The sequence below is a fragment of the Streptomyces griseoloalbus genome (genome assembly GCA_014650015.1).
In the GTDB taxonomy this organism is placed as follows: Bacteria; Actinomycetota; Actinomycetes; order Streptomycetales; family Streptomycetaceae; genus Streptomyces; species Streptomyces griseoloalbus.
On sequence record BMUD01000004.1, the window covers coordinates 285,558 to 308,721 of the forward strand.

General features: G+C 73.8%; 25 protein-coding genes. 10 read left to right on the forward strand and 15 right to left on the reverse strand.

Annotated elements, in window-relative coordinates:
• Positions 1-67 precede the first annotated feature (67 nt).
• On the reverse strand, positions 68-1,513 hold the full coding sequence (locus IE178_RS08435) for a dihydrolipoyl dehydrogenase family protein (protein WP_184762606.1): 1,446 nt from the start codon (positions 1,511-1,513) through the stop codon (positions 68-70).
• A 118-nt stretch (positions 1,514-1,631) separates the two neighbouring features.
• On the opposite strand from IE178_RS08435, the gene trxA reads away from it, so the two are divergent.
• Positions 1,632-2,027, forward strand: coding sequence for a thioredoxin (gene trxA, locus IE178_RS08440; protein WP_184762605.1), 396 nt, complete (start codon positions 1,632-1,634; stop codon positions 2,025-2,027).
• Positions 2,028-2,069: 42 nt separating this feature from the next.
• On the opposite strand, the gene IE178_RS08445 is transcribed toward trxA, so the two are convergent.
• The 3 genes from IE178_RS08445 to IE178_RS08455 form a co-directional block, all read right to left on the reverse strand.
• On the reverse strand, positions 2,070-3,503 hold the full coding sequence (locus tag IE178_RS08445; RefSeq protein WP_193511803.1) for an aldehyde dehydrogenase family protein: 1,434 nt from the start codon (positions 3,501-3,503) through the stop codon (positions 2,070-2,072).
• Positions 3,504-3,625: 122 nt separating this feature from the next.
• A complete protein-coding gene (locus IE178_RS08450) occupies positions 3,626-4,666 on the reverse strand; it encodes a LacI family DNA-binding transcriptional regulator (protein WP_229875813.1) in 1,041 nt (346 codons plus the stop codon).
• 60 nt (positions 4,667-4,726) lie between these two features.
• Positions 4,727-5,389: a TetR/AcrR family transcriptional regulator gene (locus IE178_RS08455; protein ID WP_193511804.1), complete on the reverse strand. Its 663-nt coding sequence runs from the start codon at positions 5,387-5,389 to the stop codon at positions 4,727-4,729.
• 119 nt (positions 5,390-5,508) lie between these two features.
• On the opposite strand from IE178_RS08455, the gene IE178_RS08460 reads away from it, so the two are divergent.
• The gene (locus IE178_RS08460) at positions 5,509-6,072 is read left to right on the forward strand and encodes an NAD(P)H-dependent oxidoreductase (RefSeq protein ID WP_184762601.1); all 564 of its coding nucleotides are present in this window, start codon (positions 5,509-5,511) and stop codon (positions 6,070-6,072) included.
• 182 nt (positions 6,073-6,254) lie between these two features.
• Here IE178_RS08460 and IE178_RS08465 read toward each other — a convergent pair whose 3' ends face one another.
• From IE178_RS08465 to IE178_RS08480, 4 genes are read right to left on the reverse strand one after another with little or no spacing between them, the layout of a single operon-like run.
• Positions 6,255-7,430: an XdhC family protein gene (locus IE178_RS08465; protein ID WP_193511805.1), complete on the reverse strand. Its 1,176-nt coding sequence runs from the start codon at positions 7,428-7,430 to the stop codon at positions 6,255-6,257.
• A complete protein-coding gene (locus IE178_RS08470; protein ID WP_193511806.1) occupies positions 7,423-9,555 on the reverse strand; it encodes a xanthine dehydrogenase family protein molybdopterin-binding subunit in 2,133 nt (710 codons plus the stop codon). The genes IE178_RS08465 and IE178_RS08470 overlap by 8 nt, the downstream gene beginning before the upstream one ends.
• Positions 9,552-10,544 carry an FAD binding domain-containing protein gene (locus tag IE178_RS08475; protein WP_193511807.1) on the reverse strand — a complete coding sequence of 331 codons (993 nt, stop codon included), beginning with the start codon at positions 10,542-10,544 and terminating at the stop codon, positions 9,552-9,554. Before IE178_RS08475 ends, IE178_RS08470 begins: the two co-directional genes overlap by 4 nt.
• The gene (locus IE178_RS08480; RefSeq protein ID WP_184762597.1) at positions 10,541-11,098 is read right to left on the reverse strand and encodes a 2Fe-2S iron-sulfur cluster-binding protein; all 558 of its coding nucleotides are present in this window, start codon (positions 11,096-11,098) and stop codon (positions 10,541-10,543) included. The genes IE178_RS08475 and IE178_RS08480 overlap by 4 nt, the downstream gene beginning before the upstream one ends.
• Before the next feature lie 268 nt (positions 11,099-11,366).
• Between IE178_RS08480 and IE178_RS08485 the strand changes: the two genes are divergently transcribed.
• Entirely contained in the window at positions 11,367-11,960 is a 594-nt protein-coding gene (locus IE178_RS08485) for a TetR/AcrR family transcriptional regulator (protein WP_193511808.1), read from the forward strand.
• Positions 11,961-11,966: 6 nt separating this feature from the next.
• Here IE178_RS08485 and IE178_RS08490 read toward each other — a convergent pair whose 3' ends face one another.
• Entirely contained in the window at positions 11,967-12,872 is a 906-nt protein-coding gene (locus IE178_RS08490) for a LysR family transcriptional regulator (protein WP_184762847.1), read from the reverse strand.
• A 174-nt stretch (positions 12,873-13,046) separates the two neighbouring features.
• On the opposite strand from IE178_RS08490, the gene IE178_RS08495 reads away from it, so the two are divergent.
• Together IE178_RS08495 and IE178_RS08500 are read left to right on the forward strand one after the other, a co-directional pair.
• Complete coding sequence (locus IE178_RS08495; protein ID WP_193511809.1) at positions 13,047-13,283, forward strand: hypothetical protein; 237 nt, start codon at positions 13,047-13,049, stop codon at positions 13,281-13,283.
• 78 nt (positions 13,284-13,361) lie between these two features.
• Positions 13,362-14,552: a CaiB/BaiF CoA transferase family protein gene (locus IE178_RS08500; protein ID WP_193511810.1), complete on the forward strand. Its 1,191-nt coding sequence runs from the start codon at positions 13,362-13,364 to the stop codon at positions 14,550-14,552.
• Positions 14,553-14,621: 69 nt separating this feature from the next.
• Here IE178_RS08500 and IE178_RS08505 read toward each other — a convergent pair whose 3' ends face one another.
• Positions 14,622-15,269 carry a phosphoribosyltransferase gene (locus IE178_RS08505; protein WP_193511811.1) on the reverse strand — a complete coding sequence of 216 codons (648 nt, stop codon included), beginning with the start codon at positions 15,267-15,269 and terminating at the stop codon, positions 14,622-14,624.
• Between the two features lie 130 nt (positions 15,270-15,399).
• Between IE178_RS08505 and IE178_RS08510 the strand changes: the two genes are divergently transcribed.
• Both IE178_RS08510 and IE178_RS08515 read left to right on the forward strand, forming a co-directional pair.
• Positions 15,400-15,855 (forward strand): archease, encoded by a 456-nt coding sequence (locus IE178_RS08510; RefSeq protein ID WP_193511812.1) that lies wholly within the window; start codon positions 15,400-15,402, stop codon positions 15,853-15,855.
• 40 nt (positions 15,856-15,895) lie between these two features.
• Entirely contained in the window at positions 15,896-16,348 is a 453-nt protein-coding gene (locus IE178_RS08515) for a YbhB/YbcL family Raf kinase inhibitor-like protein (RefSeq protein ID WP_184762592.1), read from the forward strand.
• Between the two features lie 12 nt (positions 16,349-16,360).
• Here the strand turns inward: IE178_RS08515 and IE178_RS08520 are convergent, their stop codons facing one another.
• Entirely contained in the window at positions 16,361-16,786 is a 426-nt protein-coding gene (locus IE178_RS08520; RefSeq protein WP_184762591.1) for a CBS domain-containing protein, read from the reverse strand.
• Between the two features lie 194 nt (positions 16,787-16,980).
• Here IE178_RS08520 and IE178_RS08525 point away from each other — a divergent pair, with 194 nt between their 5' ends.
• The gene (locus IE178_RS08525; RefSeq protein ID WP_193511813.1) at positions 16,981-18,240 is read left to right on the forward strand and encodes an MFS transporter; all 1,260 of its coding nucleotides are present in this window, start codon (positions 16,981-16,983) and stop codon (positions 18,238-18,240) included.
• Between the two features lie 49 nt (positions 18,241-18,289).
• Here IE178_RS08525 and IE178_RS08530 read toward each other — a convergent pair whose 3' ends face one another.
• From IE178_RS08530 to IE178_RS08540, 3 genes are all read right to left on the reverse strand, one after another.
• Positions 18,290-18,718: a VOC family protein gene (locus IE178_RS08530; protein ID WP_193511814.1), complete on the reverse strand. Its 429-nt coding sequence runs from the start codon at positions 18,716-18,718 to the stop codon at positions 18,290-18,292.
• A gap of 159 nt (positions 18,719-18,877) precedes the next feature.
• Positions 18,878-19,675: a nucleotidyltransferase domain-containing protein gene (locus IE178_RS08535; protein ID WP_193511815.1), complete on the reverse strand. Its 798-nt coding sequence runs from the start codon at positions 19,673-19,675 to the stop codon at positions 18,878-18,880.
• Positions 19,676-19,713: 38 nt separating this feature from the next.
• Positions 19,714-20,250 (reverse strand): cysteine hydrolase family protein, encoded by a 537-nt coding sequence (locus IE178_RS08540; RefSeq protein ID WP_184762846.1) that lies wholly within the window; start codon positions 20,248-20,250, stop codon positions 19,714-19,716.
• Positions 20,251-20,394: 144 nt separating this feature from the next.
• Between IE178_RS08540 and IE178_RS08545 the strand changes: the two genes are divergently transcribed.
• Together IE178_RS08545 and IE178_RS08550 are read left to right on the forward strand one after the other, a co-directional pair.
• The gene (locus IE178_RS08545; protein WP_193511816.1) at positions 20,395-21,822 is read left to right on the forward strand and encodes an amidase; all 1,428 of its coding nucleotides are present in this window, start codon (positions 20,395-20,397) and stop codon (positions 21,820-21,822) included.
• 45 nt (positions 21,823-21,867) lie between these two features.
• A complete protein-coding gene (locus IE178_RS08550) occupies positions 21,868-22,314 on the forward strand; it encodes a type II toxin-antitoxin system PemK/MazF family toxin (RefSeq protein WP_184762586.1) in 447 nt (148 codons plus the stop codon).
• Here the strand turns inward: IE178_RS08550 and IE178_RS08555 are convergent.
• Entirely contained in the window at positions 22,268-23,152 is an 885-nt protein-coding gene (locus tag IE178_RS08555; protein ID WP_193511817.1) for a TIGR02452 family protein, read from the reverse strand. The two genes, IE178_RS08550 and IE178_RS08555, sit on opposite strands and share 47 nt — an antisense overlap.
• Positions 23,153-23,164 lie beyond the last annotated feature (12 nt).

Genomic DNA, 23,164 nt, shown 5'->3' on the forward strand with positions numbered 1-23,164 from the left:
GGAGGACTCGCCCCCGCGGAGGCACCTCCGCCGCGAAGGGCGCCCGCCCGGCGCGTGAGCCGCAGGCTCAGGCGTCCCGGTACGCCTCCAGCAGGCGCAGCCACACCTCGCTGATCGTCGGGTACGACGGGACCGCGTGCCACAGCCGGCCGATGGGTACCTGGGCGGCGACCGCGATGGTCGCCGAGTGGATCAGTTCGCCGACGCCGGGGCCGACGAGGGTGAGTCCGCGCAGGATCTCGTCCTCGAGGTCGACGACCATGCGGGCGCGGCCCTTGTAGCCGTCGGCGTACAGGCCGGCGCCGGCGACCGAGGACAGGTCGACGTCGACGGCGCGGACGCGGTGGCCCTCCTGTTCCGCCTCGGCCAGCGAGAGGCCGACGGAGGCCACCTCCGGGTCGGTGAAGACGACCTGCGGGACGGCGGCGTGGTCGGCTGTGGCGGCGTGGGCGCCCCAGTCCTCCGCGTGTACGGGCTCGCCGGCGGCGCGGGTGGCGATGGCGGCGCCCGCGATCCGGGCCTGGTACTTGCCCTGGTGGGTGAGCAGGGCACGGTGGTTGGTGTCGCCGACGGCGTACAGCCAGTCGTGGCCGCTGACCCGCAGGCTGTCGTCCACGCCGAGCCACGCGCCGGGCTCGATGCCGATCGTCTCCAGCCCGATGTCGTCGGTGCGCGGGGCGCGGCCGGTGGCGAAGAGGATCTCGTCGGCCTCGATCCGGTCACCACCGTCGGTGACGACGAGGACGGTGCCGTTCTCCCTGGTCACCGACTTCACGGAGGTGCCGGTACGGATGTCCGCGCCGGCCTCGGTGAGGGCCTCGGCGACCATGTCGCCGGCGAACGGCTCCATGCGGTTCAGCAGGCTCTTGCCGCGTACCAGGACGGTGACCCGGGAGCCGAGCGCCTGCCAGGCGCAGGCCATCTCGGTGGCGACGACACCGCCGCCGACCACGACGAGCCGGCCGGGCACGGACTGGGCGCTGGTGGCCTCCCGGCTGGTCCACGGCTTGACCTCGGCGAGCCCGGGCAGGTCGGGCAGCTGGGCCCGGCTGCCGGTGCAGACGACGACGGCGTGCCGGGCGGTGAGGACCCGCCGGCCGCCGTCGGATCCGGTGACGGTGACGGTACGCGGACCGGTGAGCCGTCCGTGGCCGCGGTACAGGTCGGCGCCGATGCCCTCCAGCCACCGGACCTGGCCGTCGTCCTTCCAGTGCGAGGTGAAGTAGTCCCGGTGGGCGAGTACCGCGGCGGCGTCCAGGGGGCCCTGGACCGACTGGCTCAGGCCGGGGACACGGCGGGCGTCGGCCCGGGCGATGACCGGGCGCAGCAGGGCCTTGCTGGGCATGCACGCCCAGTAGGAGCACTCGCCGCCCACCAGTTCGCTCTCCACGACCGCGGTGGTGAGTCCGGCGGCGCGGGTGCGGTCGGCGACGTTCTCACCCACGGGCCCGGCGCCGAGCACCACCACGTCGTAGGCGGTGGATTCCATGTGCGTCGATTGCGTTTCCGTCATGGCGTCAGTCTGGTCGGTGGTGTGCCCTGTGGCCACATGGGTAGGGGCGCGGAATACGCGACCGGCCCGCCGTGTTGTGCCGACGGCCCGACCCGACACCAGGAAGAGGACACACGCCATGAGCAGCACCGTGGAGCTCACCAAGGAGAACTTCGACCAGATGGTCACGGACAACGAGTTCGTGCTGATCGACTTCTGGGCGGCCTGGTGCGGTCCGTGCCGTCAGTTCGCGCCGGTGTACGAGAAGGCGGCGGAGGAGAACCCGGACCTGGTCTTCGGCAAGGTGGACACCGAGGCGCAGCCGGAGCTGGCCGCGGCCTTCGGCATCCAGTCGATTCCCACGCTGATGATCGTGCGCGACCAGGTCGCCGTGTTCGCGCAGCCGGGTGCGCTGCCCGAGGCCGCGCTGACGGACGTCATCGGACAGGCCCGCAAGCTGGACATGGACGACGTCCGCAAGCAGATCGCCGAGCAGCAGGAGCAGCAGGGTGAGGCGGGGGCGCCGAACGCCTAGAACGGGTGCGGCGAACGCCTGGAACGGATGAGGCGAACGCCTCTAGAACGGGTACCGCGCGACGTCTGAGCGCACCGTCGTCCAGCGCAGGTCGGTGAACGCCTCCCGGTTGGCGTCGCCGCCGAAGCGGGAGCCGGTGCCGGACGCGCCGACCCCGCCGAAGGGGGCGACGGCCTCGTCGTTCACGGTCTGGTCGTTGATGTGCACGATCCCGGTCGGAATGCGTTCCGCGAGGTCCAGGCCGCGGGCCGGGTCCCGGGTGACGATGCCGAGCGCCAGTCCGTAGGTGCTCGCGGTGGCCAGTGAGACCGCCTCGTCGACGGTCGCGAAGGACCGTACGGGGGCCACCGGGCCGAAGACCTCCTCGGTGTAGGCGGGGGTGCGGTCGTCCGCGTCGGCGAGGACCGTGGGCCGGTAGAAGAGCCGGTCGTGGGTGCCGCCGGCGGCGAGTTCGGCACCGTGGGCGGTACTGCCCTCGACCAGGCCGTGCACCTTGGCGAGCTGGGCACGGTCGATGAGCGGGCCGAGATGGACCTGCTCGCGGTGCGGGTCGCCGACGGTGAGCGAGTCCGCCTTGGCGGCCAGCCGGTCGACGTACTCGTCGTACAGCGAGGCGTGGACCAGGTGCCGCCCCGCCGTCATGCAGATCTGACCCTGGTGGAAGAACGATCCCCAGGCGGCCGTGGAGATCACCGCGTCGAGGTCGGCGTCCTCCAGCACGATCAGGGCGGAGTTGCCGCCCAGTTCCAGGTGCGCCCGCTTCAGATGGCGGCCGGCGGCCTCCCCGACGGCGCGCCCGGCGGCGGTGGAGCCGGTGAAGGAGATGACGGGGACGCGCGGGTCCGCGACCAGTGCCCGGCCGGCCTCCGGCCCGCCCGGCAGCACACGCAGCAGCCCTTCGGGCAGTCCCGCCTCCTCGAACACGGCCGCGAGCGCCAGTCCGCCGCAGACCGCGGTGCGCGGGTCGGGTTTGAGGACGACCGCGTTGCCGAGCGCCAGGGCCGGGGCGACGGAGCGGATGGACAGGATCAGCGGCGCGTTGAACGGGGCGATCACGCCCACCACGCCGACCGGCACGCGCCGGGTGTACGACAGCCGGGGTTCCTCGGTGGGCAGCACCTGTCCGGCCGGACGGGAGGCGAGGGCGGCGGCCCCGTAACACTCCTGGGCGGCGACATGGAGTTCGAAGTCGGCCTTGCCGGGGATGCTGCCGGCCTCGCGGATCAGCCATTCGCGGAGTTCGGCGTGGGCGGCGAACTGGTCGCCTGCCCTGCGGAGCACTCCGGCCCGGACGAAGTGCGGGGCCCTCGCCCACGCGGTCTGCGCTGTGCGGCCGGCCTCCGCCGCGGCCTCGACGTCCTCGGCGGTGGCGAGGGCGACCGTACCGAGGGTGTCACCGGTGGCGGGCTCGGTGACGGTGTACTCGGGTCCCGTGAGCCGGCGGGACGGACGGGTCGTGCGGTCGAGCAGCGTCATGACGGCTCTCCGATCGGTCACCGCGCGCCGTGAGGTGGCGGCGGCCCGGCTGTCCTCTCGCCTGCCCGTCCGGTCGGGCGCGCAACATCCCGGTCGTCGACCGGCCGCCGTCTTCCACGATGTCAGGTGGACTCGCGTCGCACCACCGACGCCCCCAGCACCTTGTGGGCCGAGGGCGCGGCGGCCGGGTCGCGCACCGCGCGGTCGACCAGTTCGGCCAGCTCGCGGCCGGACGGCAGTTCGAGGTGGACGGTGGTCAGCCGGGGCCGCAGCAGCCGGCCCAGCATCAGGTTGTCGGCGCCGATCAGGGCGGTCTCCTCGGGGATGCGGACGCCCTCGTCCTGCAGCGCGCGCATCAGCAGCATCGCGTACTCGTCGTTGTACGTGAACACGGCGTCGAGGCCGAGATCGCGCCAGCGGGCGGCGAGCCGTGCGGCGGCGCCCTCGTCGTGGGCGAGCGGCAGCTCGGTGACCGTGGCGTCCGTGCCGCGCAGGGCGGCGCGCACCCCCGCCAGCCGGGGCGCGGAGAACGCCTCCAGGCCGGGCTCTCTCGGGACGATCACGCCGATCCGGCGGTGGCCCCGGTCGAAGAGGTGGGCGCCGGCGCTGTGGCCGACGACGTCGTGGTCCATGAGCAGAGCGTGCGCGCCCTCGACGGACTCGGGGCCGAGGGTGACGACGGCGCGGGCGCCGGAGCGTTTGAGCACCTCGACGCCCCGGGGGCCGAGTCCGGAGCCGGGGACCAGGACCGCCACGGGCCGCAGTTCGGCCCAGGCGCGGGCGGCCTCGTCGTCGTGCAGGCCGACGGTGCCGTACTGCACGACCGTGTAGTCGAGGCGGCCGAGGGCGCCCTGGAGGTCGTTGATGAACTGGCTGTACAGCGGGCCGACCGGGAAGGACGGCGCGGGCATCAGGACCATCCGGCTGTGCCCCGCGCGCAGGCTGCGGGCCGCCGCGTGCGGCACGTACCCGAGTTCCCTCGCGGCCTCGCGGACCCGGCGCCGGGTGGGTTCGCTGATCCGGACGGTGCCGGCGTTGTTCAGGACGTACGAGACGGTCGCGCGCGAGACACCGGCCAGGCGGGCCACATCGGCGCTCGTGGGTACGGAGCGCGTCGGTGCGGGGGACGCGGGCGCGGGCGGCGGGTTCGTTATCTGCACCATGACGTACGGCATCCTTGCAGAAGCCGTAACGGGGCCGACCGCCGGGTGAGTTGGGGCCCGTCAGCGGGAGGGCGCCGAGCCCGTCACCCGGTCGACCAGGTCCACCCAGGCGGCTTCCAGCCGTTCCGGCGGCATGCCGCACTGCCGGATCAGATGGTGGATCAGGGCGGGGTCGAGCTGGGCCATCAGCGTGTGGGCGAGGAGTTCGCAGTCCGCGTCCGGGACCGCCTCGCGCAGCAGCAGGGTGACGTGATGGCGCAGCACGCGGCGGGGCGGGCTGGTGAAGCGGCGGCCGGCCTGCGGTTCGGCGGCCAGTTGCAGTTCCAGTTCGTCGACGGTCCGGCGGAGCATGGCGCGGCCGAAGGCGCGCAGCCGCTCGGCGGGGGGTGCGCCAGGGCCGAGCGGTGGGGGGCCGGCGAGGAAGGCGGCCTGGAACTTCTTCTCGGAGTGGTCGAGGAGCGCCGTGAGCAGTCCGGTGCGGTCACCGAAGCGGCGGAAGACCGTCCCCTTGCCCACGCGGGCCGCTGCCGCCACCTCCTCCATGGTGATGCCGTCCGCCCCGCGCTCGGCGACGAGCAGCGCGGCCGCCTCCAGCAGCCGGGCCCGGTTGCGGGCGGCGTCGGCGCGCAGGCAGGGTTCGTCGGCGCCGGTGCCGAGCTGCAGCAACTCCTGGGGCCCGATGGGCTCCTGAGGCGTCGGGGCGGGCGGCGGTGCTGCGGACATGAAGCCAGCGTAAAGCATCGGGAAGAAACTGGACCACGGTCCGGTTGAACTGCTACACAGGTAAGTGGACCCCGGTCCGGATTGTTAAGACCACGTTTCAGCGCCCTTGGAGTCTCGCCATGTCTGTTCGCATCCTTGCCCTCGTCGGAAGCCTTCGTGCGGGTTCGCACAACCGCCAGCTCGCCGAGGCCGCGGTCAAGCTCGCTCCCGCGGGCGCCGAGGTGGCGCTGTTCGAGGGGCTGGCGGAGATCCCCTTCTACAACGAGGACATCGACGTCGAGGGCGATGTCCCGGCCGCCGCCGCCAAGCTGCGCGAGGCCGCCGCCGGCGCCGACGCCCTGCTGCTCTTCACGCCCGAGTACAACGGCACGATGCCGGCCGTCCTGAAGAACGCCATCGACTGGCTGTCCCGCCCCTACGGTGCCGGCGCCATCAGCGGCAAGCCGGTCGTCGTGATCGGCACCGCCTTCGGCCAGTACGGCGGTGTCTGGGCGCACGACGATGCCCGCAAGTCCGTGGGCCTCGCCGGCGGCAAGGTGATCGAGGACATCAAGCTCTCCATCCCGGGCTCCGTGACCCGCTTCGCCGAGACCCACCCGGCCGACGACAGCGAGGTCGCCGAGCAGCTGACCGAGGTCATCACCCGCCTGCACGGCCACGCCGCGGAGCCGACGGCTGCCTGACCCGCAGGGCGAGGGGGGCCGGAGCCAGGATGGCTTCGGCCCCCCTGGCCATGAGGTCGGTGACCTCGGGCGGGCCGGCTCCCACTCCCCCGCGCTCGCCCCGCACAGGCCGTCACCGGACGGTCACACCGGTCGGGAGGGGGCCGGCACCTCGCCCGCGCCGGCCGCCTCCCGGTGTGTGATCAGGCGGCTGCCGACGTCTCCCGCCCGTCGTGGTGGATCGGCGTTCCCGATCCCGTCAGGGGGACGCCCGTGCCGCCCCGGCGGGCCGCGACGATCTCCGCCGCGATGGACAGGGCCGTCTCCTCCGGCGTACGCGCGCCGAGGTCGAGGCCGATCGGGGACCTGAGACGGGCCAGGTCCCCTTCGGTCACGCCCGCCTCCCGCAGCCGCCGCTCGCGGTCGGCGTGGGTGCGGCGTGAGCCCATCGCCCCCACGAACGCCACGGGCAGGCCCAGGGCCACCCGCAGCAGGGGCACGTCGAACTTCGCGTCGTGGGTGAGCACGCACAGCACCGTGCGGGCGTCGGTCCCGGTGCTCCGCAGATAGCGGTGCGGCCAGTCGACCACGATCTCGTCGGCCTCCGGGAAGCGCGCCGGGGTGGCGAAGACCGGCCGGGCGTCGCAGACCGTGACGTGGTAGCCGAGGAACTTGCCCGCCCGCACCAGCGCCGCCGCGAAGTCGATCGCGCCGAAGACGATCATGCGGGGCGGCGGCACCGACGACTCCACGAACAGGGTGGGACCGCCGGGGCAGTACGCCCCTCCCCCGGACTCCGTCCGGGGGGACCCCCGTCTCGCTCCGCCCGCCGCGAGGCCGACCGTGCCGGTGCGTCCGGCGTCCAGCAGGACCCCGGCCGCACCTGCCGCCGTCCGGTCCAGCTCCGGGAGCCCGCCGAGGCCGCCCTCGTACGACCCGTCCGGGCGGACGAGGAGGGCACCGCCGAGGAGTTCCGCCGGGCCCTCGACGATCCGGGCGAGCGCCCCCGGTTCGCCCCGGACGACCGCCGACAGGGCCGCCCGCAACACCTGCCGGACGGGGGCCTGCCCGCCGACCGGGGTCACCATGATGTCGATGACCCCGCCGCAGGTCAGGCCGACCGCGAAGGCGTCCTCGTCGCTGTAGCCGAACCGTTCGACATGGGTTTCGCCGTCCTCGAGCGCCTGCGCGCACAGGTCGTACACCGCGCTCTCCACGCAGCCCCCGGAGACCGAGCCGATCACCGTGCCCCCGCTGTCGACGGCGAGGGCGGCGCCGGGGCCGCGCGGTGCGCTGCCGCTCACGGACACCACCGTGGCCACGGCGAACTCCCGGCCCTCGGTCAGCCAGTCGTGCAGCTCACCGGCGATGTCAAACACGCGGTCCTCCCGCCTCCAGCACCCGGTCCGGACGGATGGGCAGGCTCCGGTGGCGTACGCCGGTCGCGTGCCAGACCGCGTTGGCGACGGCCGCGGCCGCGCCCACGATGCCGACCTCGCCGATGCCCTTGATGCCGACCGGGTCGTCGGGGTCCGGGTCGTCCACCCAGTCCGCCTCGACCGCCGGCACGTCGGCGTGGGTCGCGACGTGATAGCCGGCCAGGTCGGGGCCGTAGAGGCCGCCCGAGGCGCCGTCGCGGACGGCCTCCTCGTGCAGGGCCATGGAGATGCCCCAGATCATGCCGCCGACGAGCTGGCCGCGCGCGGTGAGCGGGTTGACGATCCGGCCCGCGGCGAAGATGCCCAGCATCCGGCGCACCCGCACCTCTCCGGTGGTGACGTCCACGGCCACCTCGGCGAACTGCGCCCCGAAGGAGTGCCGCTCCTTGCGCGCGAGGGCACCGATGGCGGCGGTGGTGTCGGAGCGCACGGTGATGCCCTCCGGCGGCACGACGCCCCCGGGGAGGAGCCGGTGGCGCAGTTCCCCGGCGGCGGCCGTGACCGCCCAGGCCCAGGAGCGGGTGCCCATGGAGCCGCCCGCGATCCCCGCCGGGCCGAAGTCGCTGTCGCCGATCCGCACCCGGACCCGGTCGGGCGTCACCCGCAGCGCGTCGGCGGCGACCAGGGTGAGCGCGGTACGGGCCCCGGTGCCGATGTCGGCCGCCGCGATCCGCACGGTGAAGGTGCCGTCCGCCTCCGCGGTCACCGCGGCCGTCGACGGGAGGGCGCCCGCCGGGAAGGAGGCCGCGGCCGTGCCCGTGCCGAGCAGCCAGCGCCCCTCGCGGCGCATCCCGGGGCGCGGGTCGCGGTCTGCCCAGCCGAAGCGGCGGGCGCCCTCCCGGAAGCAGGCGGCGAGGTTGCGGCCGGCGAACGGCAGCCCGGAGACGGGGCCGAGCCCGGGCTCGTTGCGCAGTCGCAGCTCGATCGGGTCGACCCCGCACCGCTCGGCCAGTTCGTCGAGCGCCGCCTCCAGCGCGAACGACCCCGGCGCCTCGCCCGGCCCGCGCATCCAGCTCGGGGACGGGACGTCCAGCCGTACGACCTCGTTCGCGGTGCGGTGCGCGTCGGCGTCGTACATCACGCGCGCCACACCGGCGCTCGGCTCGACGAACTCCCAGACCGTCGACGTCCGGCTCAGCGAGCGGTGGTCCAGGGCGCGCAGCCGGCCGTCGGGGTCGGCGCCGAGCCGGACGCGCTGGGTGGTGGGGCTGCGGTAGCCGGTGAGCGAGAACATCTGACGGCGGGTCAGGACGACACGGACCGGCCGCTGCAGGGCGGTCGCGGCCATCACGGCGGACACCTGGTGGGCCCGGATGCCCTTGCTGCCGAAGCCGCCGCCGACGTGCTCGGAGCGCACCCGCACCACGGAGGCGTCCAGCGAGAACATCCGCGCGAGCTCGTCGGCGACCCAGCTCGTGCCCTGGTTGGAGTCGACGACCTCGAGCCGGCCGCCGTCCCACCGGGCGGTCGCGGCGTGCGGCTCCATCATGCCGTGGTGTTCCTCGGGCGTGGTGTACTCCACGTCCACCACGTGGGCGGACGCGGCGAGTTCGGCCTCCAGGTCACCCTTCTGTGTCACCCCGGGCATGTGCCCGTCCACCGGGTAGGCGTCCGGGTGGTCGGCCGTGAGCGCGATGTCGTGCGGCTCCCGCTCGTAGGTGACGACGAGTGCCTCGGCGGCCTCCCGGGCCTGCTCGGGCGTCTCGGCCACAACAAGCGCGACGGGCCACCCGGCGTGCGGGACGCGGTCGTTCTGGAAGACCGCGGCGGTCGGGTCCGGCGGAACGCCCAGCGAACCGATGTAGTCGATCTCCAGGCGCGGGGCGTTGCCGTGGTGCAGCACGGTGAGCACGCCCGGCATGTCGAGCACGGGAGCGGTCTCGACGGAGAGGATCCGGCCGCGGGCGACGGTGGACACGACCAGCCAGCCGTGGGCGAGGCCGGCGAACGGGATCTCGCCGGCGTAGCGGGCGGCCCCGGTGACCTTGTCCCGGCCCTCGACGCGGGTGTGGGCGGTGCCGACGGCGCCCGTCACCGTCGTACGGCCGGACGTGGCGGTGGTCATCGGGCGGCCTCCTCGGCGAGTTCGGACAGCACGGCCACCACGAGGTTGCGCATGAGTGTCACCTTGTATCCGTTGTCGGGCAGCGGCCTGGCGGCCGCGAGTTCGGCGTCCGCCGCCGCGGCGAAGTACTCCGCGGTGGCCGGGGCCCCGGTCAGCACGCGTTCGGCGGCATGGGCCCGCCACGGCCGGGACGCGACCGCGCCGAAGGCGAGGCGGGCGTCGCGCACGACTCCGCCGGAGACGTCGAGGGCGGCGGCGACCGAGCCGATCGCGAAGGCGTACGAGGCGCGTTCGCGGACCTTGCGGTAGCGCGAGCGGGCGGCGACCGGCACCGGCGGCAGGGTGACGCCGGTGATCAGGGCGCCGGGCGGCAGGGCGGTCTCCCGGTGCGGGGTGTCACCCACCGGCAGATAGAAGCCGGCCAGCGGCAGCTCCCCCGGCCCGTCGGCCGTCTCGTACGAGACGACGGCGTCGAAGGCGGTCAGGGCCACACCCATGTCGGACGGGTGGACGGCCACGCAGTGGTCGGAGGCGCCCAGGACGGCGTGGTTGTGGTGCTCGCCCCGGACGGCGGGGCAACCGCTGCCGGGCGCCCGCTTGTTGCAGGGCTGGGTGAGATCGGTGAAGTAGCCGCAGCGGGTGCGCTGGAGCAGGTTGCCGCCGACGGTGGCCATGTTGCGCAGCTGTCCCGAGGCACCGGCGAGCACGGCCTGGGTGAGGGCCGGGTAGCGGTGGCGGATCCCGGAGTGTGCGGCGAGGTCGCTGTTGGTGACGGTGGCGCCGATGCGCAGCCCGCCGTCGTCGGTCGGCTCGATCCGGTTCAGCGGGAGGGCGCGGACGTCGACGAGCCTGGCCGGGCGCTCGACTCCGGTCTTCATCAGGTCGACGAGGTTGGTGCCACCGCCGAGGTAGCGTGCCTCGGGGTCGGCGCCGAGCAGCGCCACCGCGCCGGGGACGTCGTCGGCGCGCCGGTAGTCGAACTCCCTCATGCGGCGGCCTCCTCGGTCTCGGTGCGGGTCTCGGCGGCGGCGCGGGCGACCGCTTCGGCGATCTGCACGTAGGCGCCGCAGCGGCACAGGTTGCCGCTCATGCGTTCCTTGATCTCCTCGGGGGTCAGGGGCGGCGGTGCCGCTTCGGGGCGTACGTCCTCGGTGACGGCGCTGGGCCAGCCCGCGGCGTGCTCCTCGATGACGCCGATGGCCGAACAGATCTGCCCGGGGGTGCAGTAGCCGCACTGGAAGCCGTCCAGGTCGAGGAAGGCCTGCTGCACGGGGTGCAGCCGGTCCCCCTCGGCCACGCCCTCCACGGTGGTGATCTCACGCTCGTCGGACGCGACGGCCAGTTGCAGGCAGGACACGGTGCGGCGGCCGTCGACCAGGACCGTGCAGGCACCGCACTGTCCCTGGTCGCAGCCCTTCTTGGTGCCGGTCAGATCGAGCCGCTCGCGCAGGGCGTCGAGCAGGGTGGTGCGGTGGTCGACGGACAGCGTGTGCTTCTCGCCGTTGATGTTCAGGGTGACGCTGCTGGACGTCGAGGAGGCCATGAGCAGCCTTCTTTCACGGATCTGGAAGGCGGACGAAATCGGTGAAGTGGGGGGTGAGCTGTACGGAACGAGGAGTGTTCGGGAACATGTGGGGGCGGGAGGGCGGGGACGCCGGTCGTCGCACGGCATGCGGAGGGGCCGTCCCACGCCGTCCGTGTCCGCCGATACGATCGGAACGAAGCGGACAGCTGTCCGTTACGCAAGAACGTATTGGACAGCTGTCCGGTTAGCAAGGGCGGGTTTCGGCCATGCCCCGTGAGGAGGACGAGTGGGGCAGCACAAGGCGCCTCAGCGCGCGGAACCACCCCAGCGCGCCGACGCGCAGCGCAACCGCGAGCGCATCCTGGAAGTGGCCCTGGTCGAACTCACCCGCTCGGCGGACACCCCGCTGAGCGTGATCGCGAAGAAGGCGGGCGTCGGACAGGGCACGTTCTACCGGAACTTCCCCAGCCGTGAGGCACTCGTCCTGGAGATCTACCGGTACGAGGTGCGGCAGGTCGCCGACAGCGCGACCCAGCTGCTGAGCACCCGGGAACCCGATCGCGCCCTGCGCGACTGGATGGACGACCTGGCCCGGTTCGCCATGGCCAAGGCCAGACTGGCGGACGCCATCCGGCAGGCCACCAGCGGGCCGGGGAGCCCGGCGAAACCGGGATACGCCGCGATCACCGAGGCGAGCGAACTGCTGCTGCGCGCCTGCGAGGAGGCCGGACTCATCCGCCCGGGCGTCACCGCGGACGACTTCTTCCTCGCCATCGGCGGCCTGTGGCAGATCGATCCGTCCGGCGACTGGCAGCCGCGCGCCACCCGGCTGCTGGACCTGATCATGGACGGCCTGCGCGCGGGGGCACCCGGCCCCTGACCGGCCTCAGGCGACCGCCGTCGGGGCCAGCTCCCGCAGTTCGCGCAGCGCGGCCGCCACCGCGGGGCGGGCGTGGCCGCCGCCCCGGGTACAGGTCAGCAGCCTGCGGTGCGGGTTGCCCGCGCAGCGCACCCGGGTGATCGGCAGATCCGGGGTCAGATGGGCGAGGCGCGGGATCAGGGCGACCCCGAGCCCGTGGGCCACGAGATGGGCGGTGACGTTCCAGTCGAGGGCGTGGTGGACGATGTCCGGGGCGAACCCGGCCGCACCGCACGCGGCCATCACATGCGGCCGGCAGGGACTGTCCGGCACCGGCGCGATCCACGACTCGCGGGCCGCCTCGGCGAGGTCGATCCGCTCGCACCCGGCCAGCGGATGCCCCCTCGGGACCACCAGGTCGAACGGATCGTCCAGCAGGGGCTGCTGGTCGAACCGCGTGTCGCTCAGCGGCGGGTTGTCCGGGGTCGACTCCACGACGGCCAGATCGGTGGACCCTTCGAAGAGCAGGTCGAAGCTCCGCGGCACCCCCGCCTCCGCGATCCGCACCGACAACCGCGGGTGGCGCTCGCCCAGCCGGGCGGCCATCGGCGCCAGCAGCACCGAGATCGCCACCGGGAACCCGGTCACGCGCAGCAGCCCGGCCGGGGCGTCCAGGTCGGCCCGCAGGTCCCGTTCCGCCTGGTCCCAGCGCGCCTGGATGGCGTCGGCGTGCGCGAGCAGGCTCTCGGCGGCCGGGGTCAGCCGGACCCCGCGCCCCTGCGGCTCCAGCAGGTCGACGTCCAGGTCGCGGGCGAGCTGACGGATCTGCTGGGAGGCGGCGGACGGGGTGAAGTGCAGGGCACGGGCCGCCGCGGTGACCGTGCCGTAGTGGGCGACCGCCCTGAGGACATGCAGCCGGCGCAGGTCAATCATGTAGTCCACGCTTCACGGTGGTGTGCACAAAGTCAACCTGGACGTGTACGGATGTGACGACGCACCCTTGCTGTGTCGCGACGTTCGAAGGCCCCGCTGATCGGGGGGCCCGTGTGGTTCGACAGGCCCCGACCAGTTCGACAGGGCACACGTATCAGGAAGCGAGGAGTCACCATGACCAGCATGACCGGCGCCGCGGGTACGACCGGCACCTTCTGCCCGTACTGCGGGTGGCCGGACGACGCCGCGCCGTTCCAGGTGGTCTCCCGGCACGGCACCGCGGCGGGCAGCACGCTGTGGACCCGCTGCGGCTGCGGCTCGCTCCAGGTCCGTGCCGTCGACGACCGCGGCGCCCGCGTCGTCTCCCGCAGCCGGCCCGCCGACGTCCCGTTCAGCCGGGCCGACCAGTGAGCGCAGGGGGCGGCCGTTGACAGGCGGCCTGCCCGGCCGTACTAATCGAGGCCGGTGCTCCCGGAGCAGGCAGGAGGCGTGGACGTGCGGGAACTCCCCTTGTCCGGGGTCACGGTGGTCAGCGTGGAGCAGGCGGTGGCCGCGCCCTACGCCACCCGGCAACTGGCCGATCTCGGCGCCCGCGTGATCAAGGTGGAACGGCCGGGCGAGGGGGACTTCGCCCGGCGCTACGACACGACCGTCCACGGCCACTCCAGCTATTTCGTGTGGATCAACCGCTCCAAGGAATCCCTCACCCTCGACCTGAAGGACCCCAGGGGCCGCGCGATCCTGCACCGGCTCCTCGAGGACGCCGACGTGTTCGTGCAGAACCTCGCGCCGGGCGCCGCCGACCGCCTGGGCCTGGGCACCGACGAACTCACCCGCCGCTACCCCCGGCTGATCCCGTGCACGATCTCCGGCTACGGCACGAGCGGCCCGTGGGCGGACCGCAAGGCGTACGACCTGCTGATGCAGTGCCAGACGGGCCTGGTGTCGCTGACCGGGACGCCGGACGAGAGCGCGCGCACCGGAATCTCCGTCGCCGACATCGCCGCGGGGATGTACGCGTACAGCGGTGTGCTCACCGCCCTGTACACCCGCGCGACCACCGGCACGGCCCACCCCGTGGAGGTGTCCCTGTTCGAGGCGCTGGCCGAGTGGATGGGCCAGCCCGCCTACTACACCCGTTACGGCGGCGCGCAGCCCCCGCGGCTGGGCACCCAGCACGCCACCATCGCCCCCTACGGGACCTATCGGGCCGCCGACGGCCGCGACGTGCTGTTCTCCGTGCAGAACGAGCGCGAGTGGGCCGTGCTGTGCGCGGAGTTCCTCGGCCGGCCCGAGCTGAGGGACGATCCGCGGTTCGCCACGGGCTCCGACCGGGTGGCCCACCGGGAGGAGCTGAACGCGATCATCGCCGAGCGTTTCGCCCGTGACGACGCCGAGGAACTGCTCAAGGACCTGGAGGCGATCGGCATCGCCTGCGCGGGGGTCAACGACGTCGCCGCGTTCCTCGACCATCCGGTGCTCGCCGCCCGCGACCGCTGGCGTGAGGTGGCGGTGCCGGGCGCGACGGTGGCGGCGCTGCTGCCGCCCGCCGACCTCGCGGGCCTGCCGGCGCGCATGGATCCGGTGCCGGCGGTGGGCGAGCACACGGAGGCGATCCTGACGGAACTGGGCCGGTCCCCCGAGGACATCGAGGCCCTGCGCGCGGACCGTGTCGTCTGAGCCGCCGTGTCCGGGGCCCGTCCGACCATTGCCGTCGTTGCCCGAAGGAAAGTGTCGGACAGGCCCTAGCTAGGCCTGCCGCTGGTGCAGCGCCGCCAGGACGTCCTCGTCCGTGAGCTGGTCGAACTCCTCGTACCACTGGCCCACGGCCATGAACGCGGCCGGCTCGTACAGACACACCACCTCGTCGGCCTCGTTGCGCATCAGCGCGGCGGCCTCCGGCGAGCCGACCGGGGCGGCGAGCACGAGGTGGCCGGAGACCTGCGAGCGCAGCGCGCGCAGGGCGGCGCGGGCGGTGGAGCCGGTCGCCAGTCCGTCGTCGACGACGATCACCGTCCGTCCGCGCAGTTCGGGAGCGGGCCGGCCGTGGCGGTAGAGCTCTTCACGACGGCGCAGTTCGGTGCGCTCGCGCTCGACGACCGGCGCGAGGTCGGCCTCGCTCAGGCCCAGTCGGCGCAGGGAGTCCTCGTCGAACACCGGAACGCCGTCACCGGCCATCGCGCCGACGCCGAACTCCTCGTGGAAAGGGGCGCCGACCTTCCGTACGACGAGGACGTCGAGCGGGGCGTCCAGGGCCCGGGCGACCTCGGCGGCGACGGCGACACCGCCGCGGGGCAGGGCCAGCACGACCGGGTCGGGCAGGGCGCCCTCGTCCCGCCTCTCCCGCAGCCGTGCGGCCAGTTCGCGGCCGGCCTGCCGACGATCACGGAACCGCATGGCGGATGCCCTCCCTCCGCGCCGGAGACGGCACCTGAAGCACCTGGTCGGCACCCGCGTACCCGCTCCCGGTGCACTCGAAGCCCCTGCCGCCCGGCATGGTCGGGCGGGTGTCGGGCAGGCGTGGTGCATGGTCGGTGACACGGGCGACTACGGGCAGGCGCGACGGCCGGACGCGAGCGGACACCGGGCGGTGGCGCAGGAGGACGACGTCCGGGTCGAGGCATGGGCGGCGAGCCGGGAGAACTGTCTGGCGGAGGCGGTGGTGGCGATGGTGGAGTGCTTCGCCGATGTCTCCGGGGTGCGGCCCACCGGCGTGGGGCGCATCCGGCTGGACGAGGCCAGCGACGACGATCTGCTGGCCTCGCTGCTGGACGAGATCCTCTACCGGCTCGAGGTGTACGGGCAGGTGCCGGTCGATGTGGAGGCGGACGAGGCCGAGGGCGGCCTCGATGTGCGGCTGGCCGTCGCGGGCCTGACGGAGGTGAGGGTCACCGGGCCGGTGCCGACGGACGTGGCCTGGGAGGAGCTGCGCATCGGGCCGGGTCCGTACGGGTGGTCCTGTTCGGTCACGATCGACGGCTGAGGCGTCGCATGCCCGGGTGGCGCGGGGGTACTCCGGGCACATGACCGGCATCGACATCGGCAGTGACGCCTTTGACGACCACGCGTTCCTCGCGCGTCGGCACGCGTACGAGGGAGCCAATGTGTCCCCGCCGCTGGAGTGGAGCGGCGTGCCGGACGACGCGTCGGAACTGGTGCTCCTCTGCGAGGATCCGGACGCGCCGTCGGGCAGCTTCGTGCACTGGGTCGTGGTGGGGATCGACCCCCGCAGCGGTGGGGTCGGCGCGGGTCAGAGTCCGCCGCGGGGGACCGAGCTCGTCAACGGCTACGGCGAACGGGGCTGGGGCGGACCGCATCCGCCGCCGGGGGACGACGCGCACCACTACATGTTCCGGCTCTACGCCCTCGCCGAACCGTGTGTGCTGCCCGACGCGCCCCGTGCGGAGCAGGTGCACGAGGCGGTCGGGAAGACGGAGATCGCGAGCGGCACGCTGGTGGGGCTCTACCAGCGCTGAACGGGCCCGGGTTCAGTGGGTGGGGGCCGCCGTGCTGATGTCCGCCAGGGCGGAGTGCGGGTCCTCGGTGACGGCGAGGTCGCCGAGGCTGACCATGCCCACGGGGCAGCCGCCCCGTTCGACCACCGGGAGCCTCCGGACCGCGTACCGCCGCATCAGCTCGACGGCGTGCTCGGTGGTGTCCTCGGGGTCGAGCGTCACCAGGGGCGGGCGCGTGCACAGCGAACCGACCGTCGTGGCCTCGGGGTCGCTGCCCTCGGCGACGGCCCGCAGCACGATGTCGCGGTCGGTGAGCACCCCGAACAGATCGCAGTCGTAGGCGACGAGGACGTCGCCGATGTCCTGCTCACGCATCAGGCGCGCCGCCCGCGCCACCGTGGTCATGGGCTCGACGGACGCGGTGTCCGCGGACATCACGTCCCGTATGCGCCGGGTCATGGGCACCTCCCGGTCAGTGGCCGGCCTGAATTCCCCGTGTCCGCCGCGTAGCCCGCTGCGCGGCGCGTAAACCGGCCACCACGACCGGTCGCGCGCTGCCCGGCCGTGCGCCGTTTGCCCGGCCGACGCTCCACCCGCTTTGATGTGCCGGTCGCCGACGGCCGTCGCCGGCGGGGCACGAGGGCGAGCGGGGCATGGTGGAGGGGCGGACGCCGGGTCGGTTCGGGTGGCTGTGGGCGGCCTACGGGGTCAGCACGTTCGGCACCAGGTTCGCGTTCGACGCGTTCGCGCTGGTCGCGGTGCTGGTGCTGGACGCCCATCCGGTCGAGGTGTCGCTGCTGGCGGCGGTGGGGCCGGCGGTCGGCGCGGTGCTCGCGGTGCCGCTCGGGCCGTGGGTGGAGTTCCGCCGCAAGCGGCCGGTGATGATCGCGACGGATCTCCTGCGGTGCGCGGTCCTGCTCAGCGTTCCGGTCGCGTACGCCCTCGACGCGCTCACCGTGGGTCAGCTCCTGGTCGTGTCGGTCGTGGTCGCCGCGGCCGACATCACGTTCCACGCGGCCGTCGGGGCGTTCCTCAAGGAACTCGTGCCGAAAAAGGAACTGCTCGTGGCGAACGGGCGGTTCGAGGCGACGAACTGGACCGCGACCATGCTCGGGCCGCCGCTCGGCGGGGCGGCGATCGGATGGCTGGGTCCGATGACGACGGTGGTGGCCGACGCGGCGAGCTATCTGCTGTCGGCCGGTGCGCTCCGCGCGGTCGGCGGTACGGACAGGCGTCCGGCGCGTCCCGACGAGGGCGCTCGGCTTCGGGCGGGTGACCTCCTCGACGGATGGCGGTACATCCTCGCCAGTGCGGCGCTTCGGCCGCTGTTCTTCAACACCGTCCTGGTGAACGGGCTGATCATGGCGTCCTCGCCGCTGCTCGTCGTGCTGATGGTGGGCCCGCTCGGGTTCGCGCCCTGGCAGTACGGGCTCGCCTTCGCGGTGCCCTGTGTCGGCGGTCTGATCGGCTCGCGGCTGTCCCGGCGGCTGGTCGCGCGGTTCGGGTCGCAGCGGGTGCTGCGTGTCGCGGGGGCCTCGCGGGCGTGCTGGTCGCTCGGGCTGGCGTTCGTCGGACCGGGCACGTGCGGACTGGTGCTCGTCATGGTGGTCGAGTTCGGGCTGATCGCCTGCATGGGCGTGTTCAACCCGGTGTTCGCCACCCGGCGGCTGGAACGGACCCCGGCGGACCGGGTCGTCCGGACGCTGTCCGCGTGGTCGGCGACGAGCAAGGCCGCCATCGCCGCGCTGACCGCCCTGTGGGGACTGCTGGCCGCCCTCACCGGCCCGCGCACCGCGATCGGCCTCGCCGGCCTCCTGCTGCTGGCCACACCGCTGCTGCTCCCCCGCCACGACCATGACACCGGGCAACCGCACGATCCGGCACCCGCGCCGCTGCCCGCGGAGGGAAGCTGAGCGGCCGGGACGAGGCGGTGTGGCCCGCCTCACCCCGGCCGCCTTGCGTCTAGACGGCCCCGGGGACTTCCTCCGTGACGCCGTTCAGCGGCGAGGCGGGATCGGTGCCGTAGGGGCGGGTGATGGCTTCCAGGCCGTGGCCGGCCGGGTCCTGGAAGTAGACGCCGCGTCCGCCGTCGTTGCGGTTGATGTGGCGCGGGTGCCTGCCGTGCGGATCGGCCTGGATGGGGACCCCGGCGTCCACGAGCCGGGCGAGAATCCCGTCGAAGTCGTCCTCGGAGACGAGGAACGCGTAGTGCTGCGTCGGAATGTCGATGCCGACGGTCGCGAAGTCCAGGGTGACTCCGTTGGCGGTCGTCACCGGCAGGAACATCCCGGCGGGTTCCCCGACCTCCAGCCCCAGGATCTCGGCGAGGAAATGGGCGGACTTCTCCCGGTCACGGGTGAGAACGATGGTGTGATTGAACTCGACTGACACGGTGTCAATGCCTCCACGGGCATCCGCGGTACCTCCATGCCTCACCCGACCGGTGACCGACACGCGATGCCGCGCGCAGCAGCTTAGACAGCGGTGGCGAGGGCTGTCGAGCGGGAATCGGGGCGAAGAGGTGGCCGGCGTCGCCCCGTCCCCGTCACCTCAGCCGGTGTGGCCGCCCTCGGCCTCGACGGCCTCGTCCACGCGTGCGGCCACCCAGGCCAGGAAGTCCCGCACCGCCGGCCCGGGCAGCGTGAGCGCGGACTCCCGGGGGCGTTCGAAGCTGCGCAGGGCGTCGGTGACCAGCGGCCGGAAGGCCTCCTCGGAGGCGGCGATCACCTCCGCCGCCCTGCGCTTGGCGAACCAGTGGCCCGTGCGGCAGTACACCACGGAACGGCAGCCGTTGAGCACCCGGTTGTCGGCCACGTGCCCCTCGCCCTCGGTGTGTTCCCGTACGGAGGCGCGGAGTGCGGCGAGCACGGTGGGCCGCTCCGGTGCGGCGATCACGTCCCGCACCGGCCTGCCGAAGAGCGGGAGGCCGCACTGGTGGGCGAGGGACCGGTCGAGGACGTACCAGAACGCCGGTGCCTCCCGCGGGTCGTAACTGACCCGCTCGGGCAGGGACGGTCCGGTGTTGAGGTCCAGCAGATACCCCGCCTCGCCGGACGGACCGGCGGCGAGGTCTGCGGGGTACGCGACCAGTTCCAGCCCGGCCGCCGGGCACGTCAGGGCGGGGTGCGCCAGCGCGTCGGCCAGCTCGGGCAGCGCCCGCCGGGGCAGCGAACGGTCCACCACGACCGTCACGTCGACGTCGCTGCGTCCGTGCCGGTAGTCGCCGAGGGCGAGGGACCCGACGGCGAGGACGCTCACCAGGTGGGGCCCGCAGACGGCGCGGGTGCGGTGGACCAGTTCGTCCAGGTAGGGGCGGAGCTCGCGGGGCGGAAGCAAGGGACGGCTCATGGGACCAGTGTCCGCCCGGTGACGCACGGCACCGTCCGTCAGCGCCACAGTTCGTCGCTGTCGCACACGTGCGCGCCCATGTTGCGTTCCATCATGCGCAGGGCGGCGTCCGCCAGGTCGGCGTGGATGTGGGCGACGGCGTCCCGCGGGACGACCACGTCGATGTGACGGATGTGCGCGTCGAGCGAGGAGTAGAGGACGCACTGCTCCGTCACCTGGCCGCACAACACCAGTCGCTCGATGCCCTGCTGGGCGATCAGATAGCCCAACGGGGTCTCGAAGAAGATCGAGTGCCGGGCCTTGACGACGAAGAGGGAGGACCCGTCCGGCCGCAGCGGCTCCACGAGGGACGCGTGCGGCCCGGACAGAGCCCTGTCCACCAGCTCACCGTGGTGGGAGCGCCACTCGCCGAAGTTGTCGTTGACGTAGATCACCGGCACGTCCCGCCGCCGTGCCCGTTCCAGCAGGGCGGCGACGACCGGTACGACCGACTCGGCGGACGGGATCAGCTGTTCGGCGTCCGGGTGGTCGTAGGTGTTGATCATGTCGATGACGATCAGCGCGGTCTTGCCCATGCCACCCACGTTCCACCCGCGAAGCGGGTCAGACATCTTTTGCTCCTGCCACCGACCCGGAGCGAGACGCTCGCGCCGGGGGCGTTCCCTCGTTGCCCCCCGGAGGTTACCGTTCGGTAGACGCGTCGCTCAGGAGGTGCCCGCATGTCGATCGACCGTGCCGCAGGCCTGGCGGAGACCGCCCGTGCGCTGGCCGCCGGGGAGATGACGTCGCGGGAGCTCGTCGAGCAGGCACTGACGCGGATCGAGGCGACGCAGTCCTCCCTCAACGCCTTCCGGATCGTGCGCACCGACGCCGCGCTCCTCGAGGCCGAGGCCGCCGACCGGCGGCTGGCCGCCGGGGAGCGGCTGCCGCTGCTCGGGGTGCCGGTCGCGGTCAAGGACGACATGGACGTGGCGGGCGAGCCGACCGCCTTCGGCTGCCGGGGCGAGTTCCCACCGGTCGCGGCGGACGGCGAGGCGGTACGGAGGCTGCGGGCGGCCGGCGCGGTGATCGTCGGCAAGACCAACACCTGCGAGTTCGGGCAGTGGCCGTTCACGGAGGGGCCGGCCTTCGGGGCGACCCGCAACCCGTGGAACACCGAGCACACCCCGGGCGGTTCCTCCGGCGGCTCCGCCGCCGCCGTCGCGGCCGGCCTCGTGCCCGCCGCGCTCGGCTCGGACGGCGCCGGTTCGGTGCGCATCCCCGCCGCCTGGACCCATCTCGTGGGCATCAAGCCGCAGCGCGGCCGGATCTCCACCTGGCCGCGCGGTGAGTCCTTCCAGGGCATCACCGTCAACGGCACCCTCGCCCGCACGGTCGCCGACGCCGCCCTGCTGCTGGACGCGGCGAGCGGCAATCACGACCTGGACCCGCACCGTCCGCCGGCCGTCGACGCGGTCGGGGCGGCCCGCCGCGACCCCGGGCGGCTGCGGATCGCGCTCTCGCTGAAGCCGCCGTTCACCGCGGTGCCCGCCCGGCTCGACGCCGAGGTGCGCGCCAGGGTCCTGGAACTGGCCGGGAAACTGGCCGCGTTGGGGCACACGGTCGAGGAGGCCGACCCGCCGTACGGACGGATCGGGCTGACCTTCGTGCCCCGCGCGACCGCGGGCATCGCCGAGTGGGTGGGCGAGGCGCCGTTCCCCGAACTGCTCGACAGGCGCACCCGGGGCGCGGCACGGATGGGCCGGCTGCTCGGCGGGGTCCCGCTGCGGGCGGCGCGGCGCGCGGAGACGGTGCTGCAGCGGCGTATCGGCGGGTTCTTCACGTCGTACGACGTGATCCTCGCGCCCACCACCGCCGCTCCCCCGCCGCGCATCGGCGCGCTGCTCGAACTGAGCGGCCTGGCCACCGACCGGGCGATGATCGCGGCCTGTCCTTACGCCTGGCCGTGGAACGTCCTCGGCTGGCCGGGGGTCAACGTGCCGGCGGGTTTCGTGAACGGCGGTCTCCCCGCGGGCGCCCAGTTGCTCGGCCCGGCGAACAGCGAGCCGGTGCTCGTGGGTCTGGCCGCGCAGCTGGAGGCGGAGTCGCGCTGGCACGAGGTGTGGCCGCCGCGGCCGACGGCGGCGGTGGACTCCCCGGCCGCGTGAGAGGGCCCCGCCGGGGGTGCCGCCGGGGTGCCGTACGGTACGCCTGTGACCGCCTACAGCCCTGAGAACGCCCCGGGCCGCCACGGCCCTTCCGCCACCGTCGAGGCCGCGCCCCGCGAGGTGGGCCGGGTGCGCACCGAGTACTCGCCCGCGCACGACGGCGACCCCGATCCCGGGGAGATCGTGTGGACCTGGGTGCCCTTCGAGGAGAACGACGGCCGGGGCAAGGACCGTCCGGTGCTCGTCGTCGCCCGTGAGGCGGCCGGCACCTTCCTCGCCGTGCAGTTGTCCAGCAAGCGGCACGCCGGGGACCGGGAGTGGGTGCCGATCGGCAGCGGACCGTGGGACCGGTCGGGCCGGCATTCCTGGGTCGACGTGGACCGGGTGCTGCGGCTGCACGAGGGGGGTATGCGCCGGGAGGCGTGCGCGCTGGACCGGATGCGGTTCAACCTCGTGCGTCAGCGGCTGCGGGAGCGGTACGGCTGGAGTTGAGCACCGCCGCATCCGACAGCGAGTCCGCGAACGTGCGCTCGAACGCCGCGCGGACCACGCTGTCGCGGGTGCGGTCCAGGATGGCGAAGACCACGTGCTCGAAGGCCCCCGAGAAGCGCCCGCCCGGCTCCAGATGCGCCCGGAAGGCGGCCGCCACCTGTGCCGGGTCGTTGCGGAACACCCCGCAGCCCCAGGCGCCGAGCACCAGCCGCCGGTAGCCGTGGGCCAGGGCGGTCTCCAGCACGCGCCCTGCCCGTACGGCCAGGGCGCGGGGCAGCTCCCGGGCGCGCTCCGGTGTCCTGGAGAGGATCACGCCCGCGTTGGGCGCGGGCGAGGTGAGGAAGCCGGCCGTGAACGGCTCGTCCAGGAGCCGGCCGCGGTCGTCACGGAAGACCGGCACGGCGGGTGAGTGGATCACCCGGTCGGTGTAGAGCGGGTCGCGGTGGGCGCGGTGGTGGTCGTAGAAGCCGGGGGCGCGCAGCAGGCAGGTGTACAGCGCTGAGGCGCGGCACAGGGCCTCCTCCTGGGCCTGGGCACCGTTCAGGTATCCGCCGCCGGGGTTGCGGGCGGAGGCGAAGTTCAGCACGGCCGGCCCGCCGTCCGCGCCGGCGAGGCGGCGCGCCGCCTCCAGGCTGCTCTCGCCGGTGACCTCGAACCGGGTCTCCGCCGGACGGAACGCCGGGACCGGGACCGGTTCGGGGCCGTGCGTCCGGGTACCGCGCGCCGCGGCCCCGATCGCCGCCGCGAGGGACACCTCGTGCCCGCCGGGTGCGCGGTAGGAACCCGCCGCCACGATCTGTTCGGTCTCGCGGGCGATGCCACGCAGGCGCGCGCTCACGGCGCCACCCCC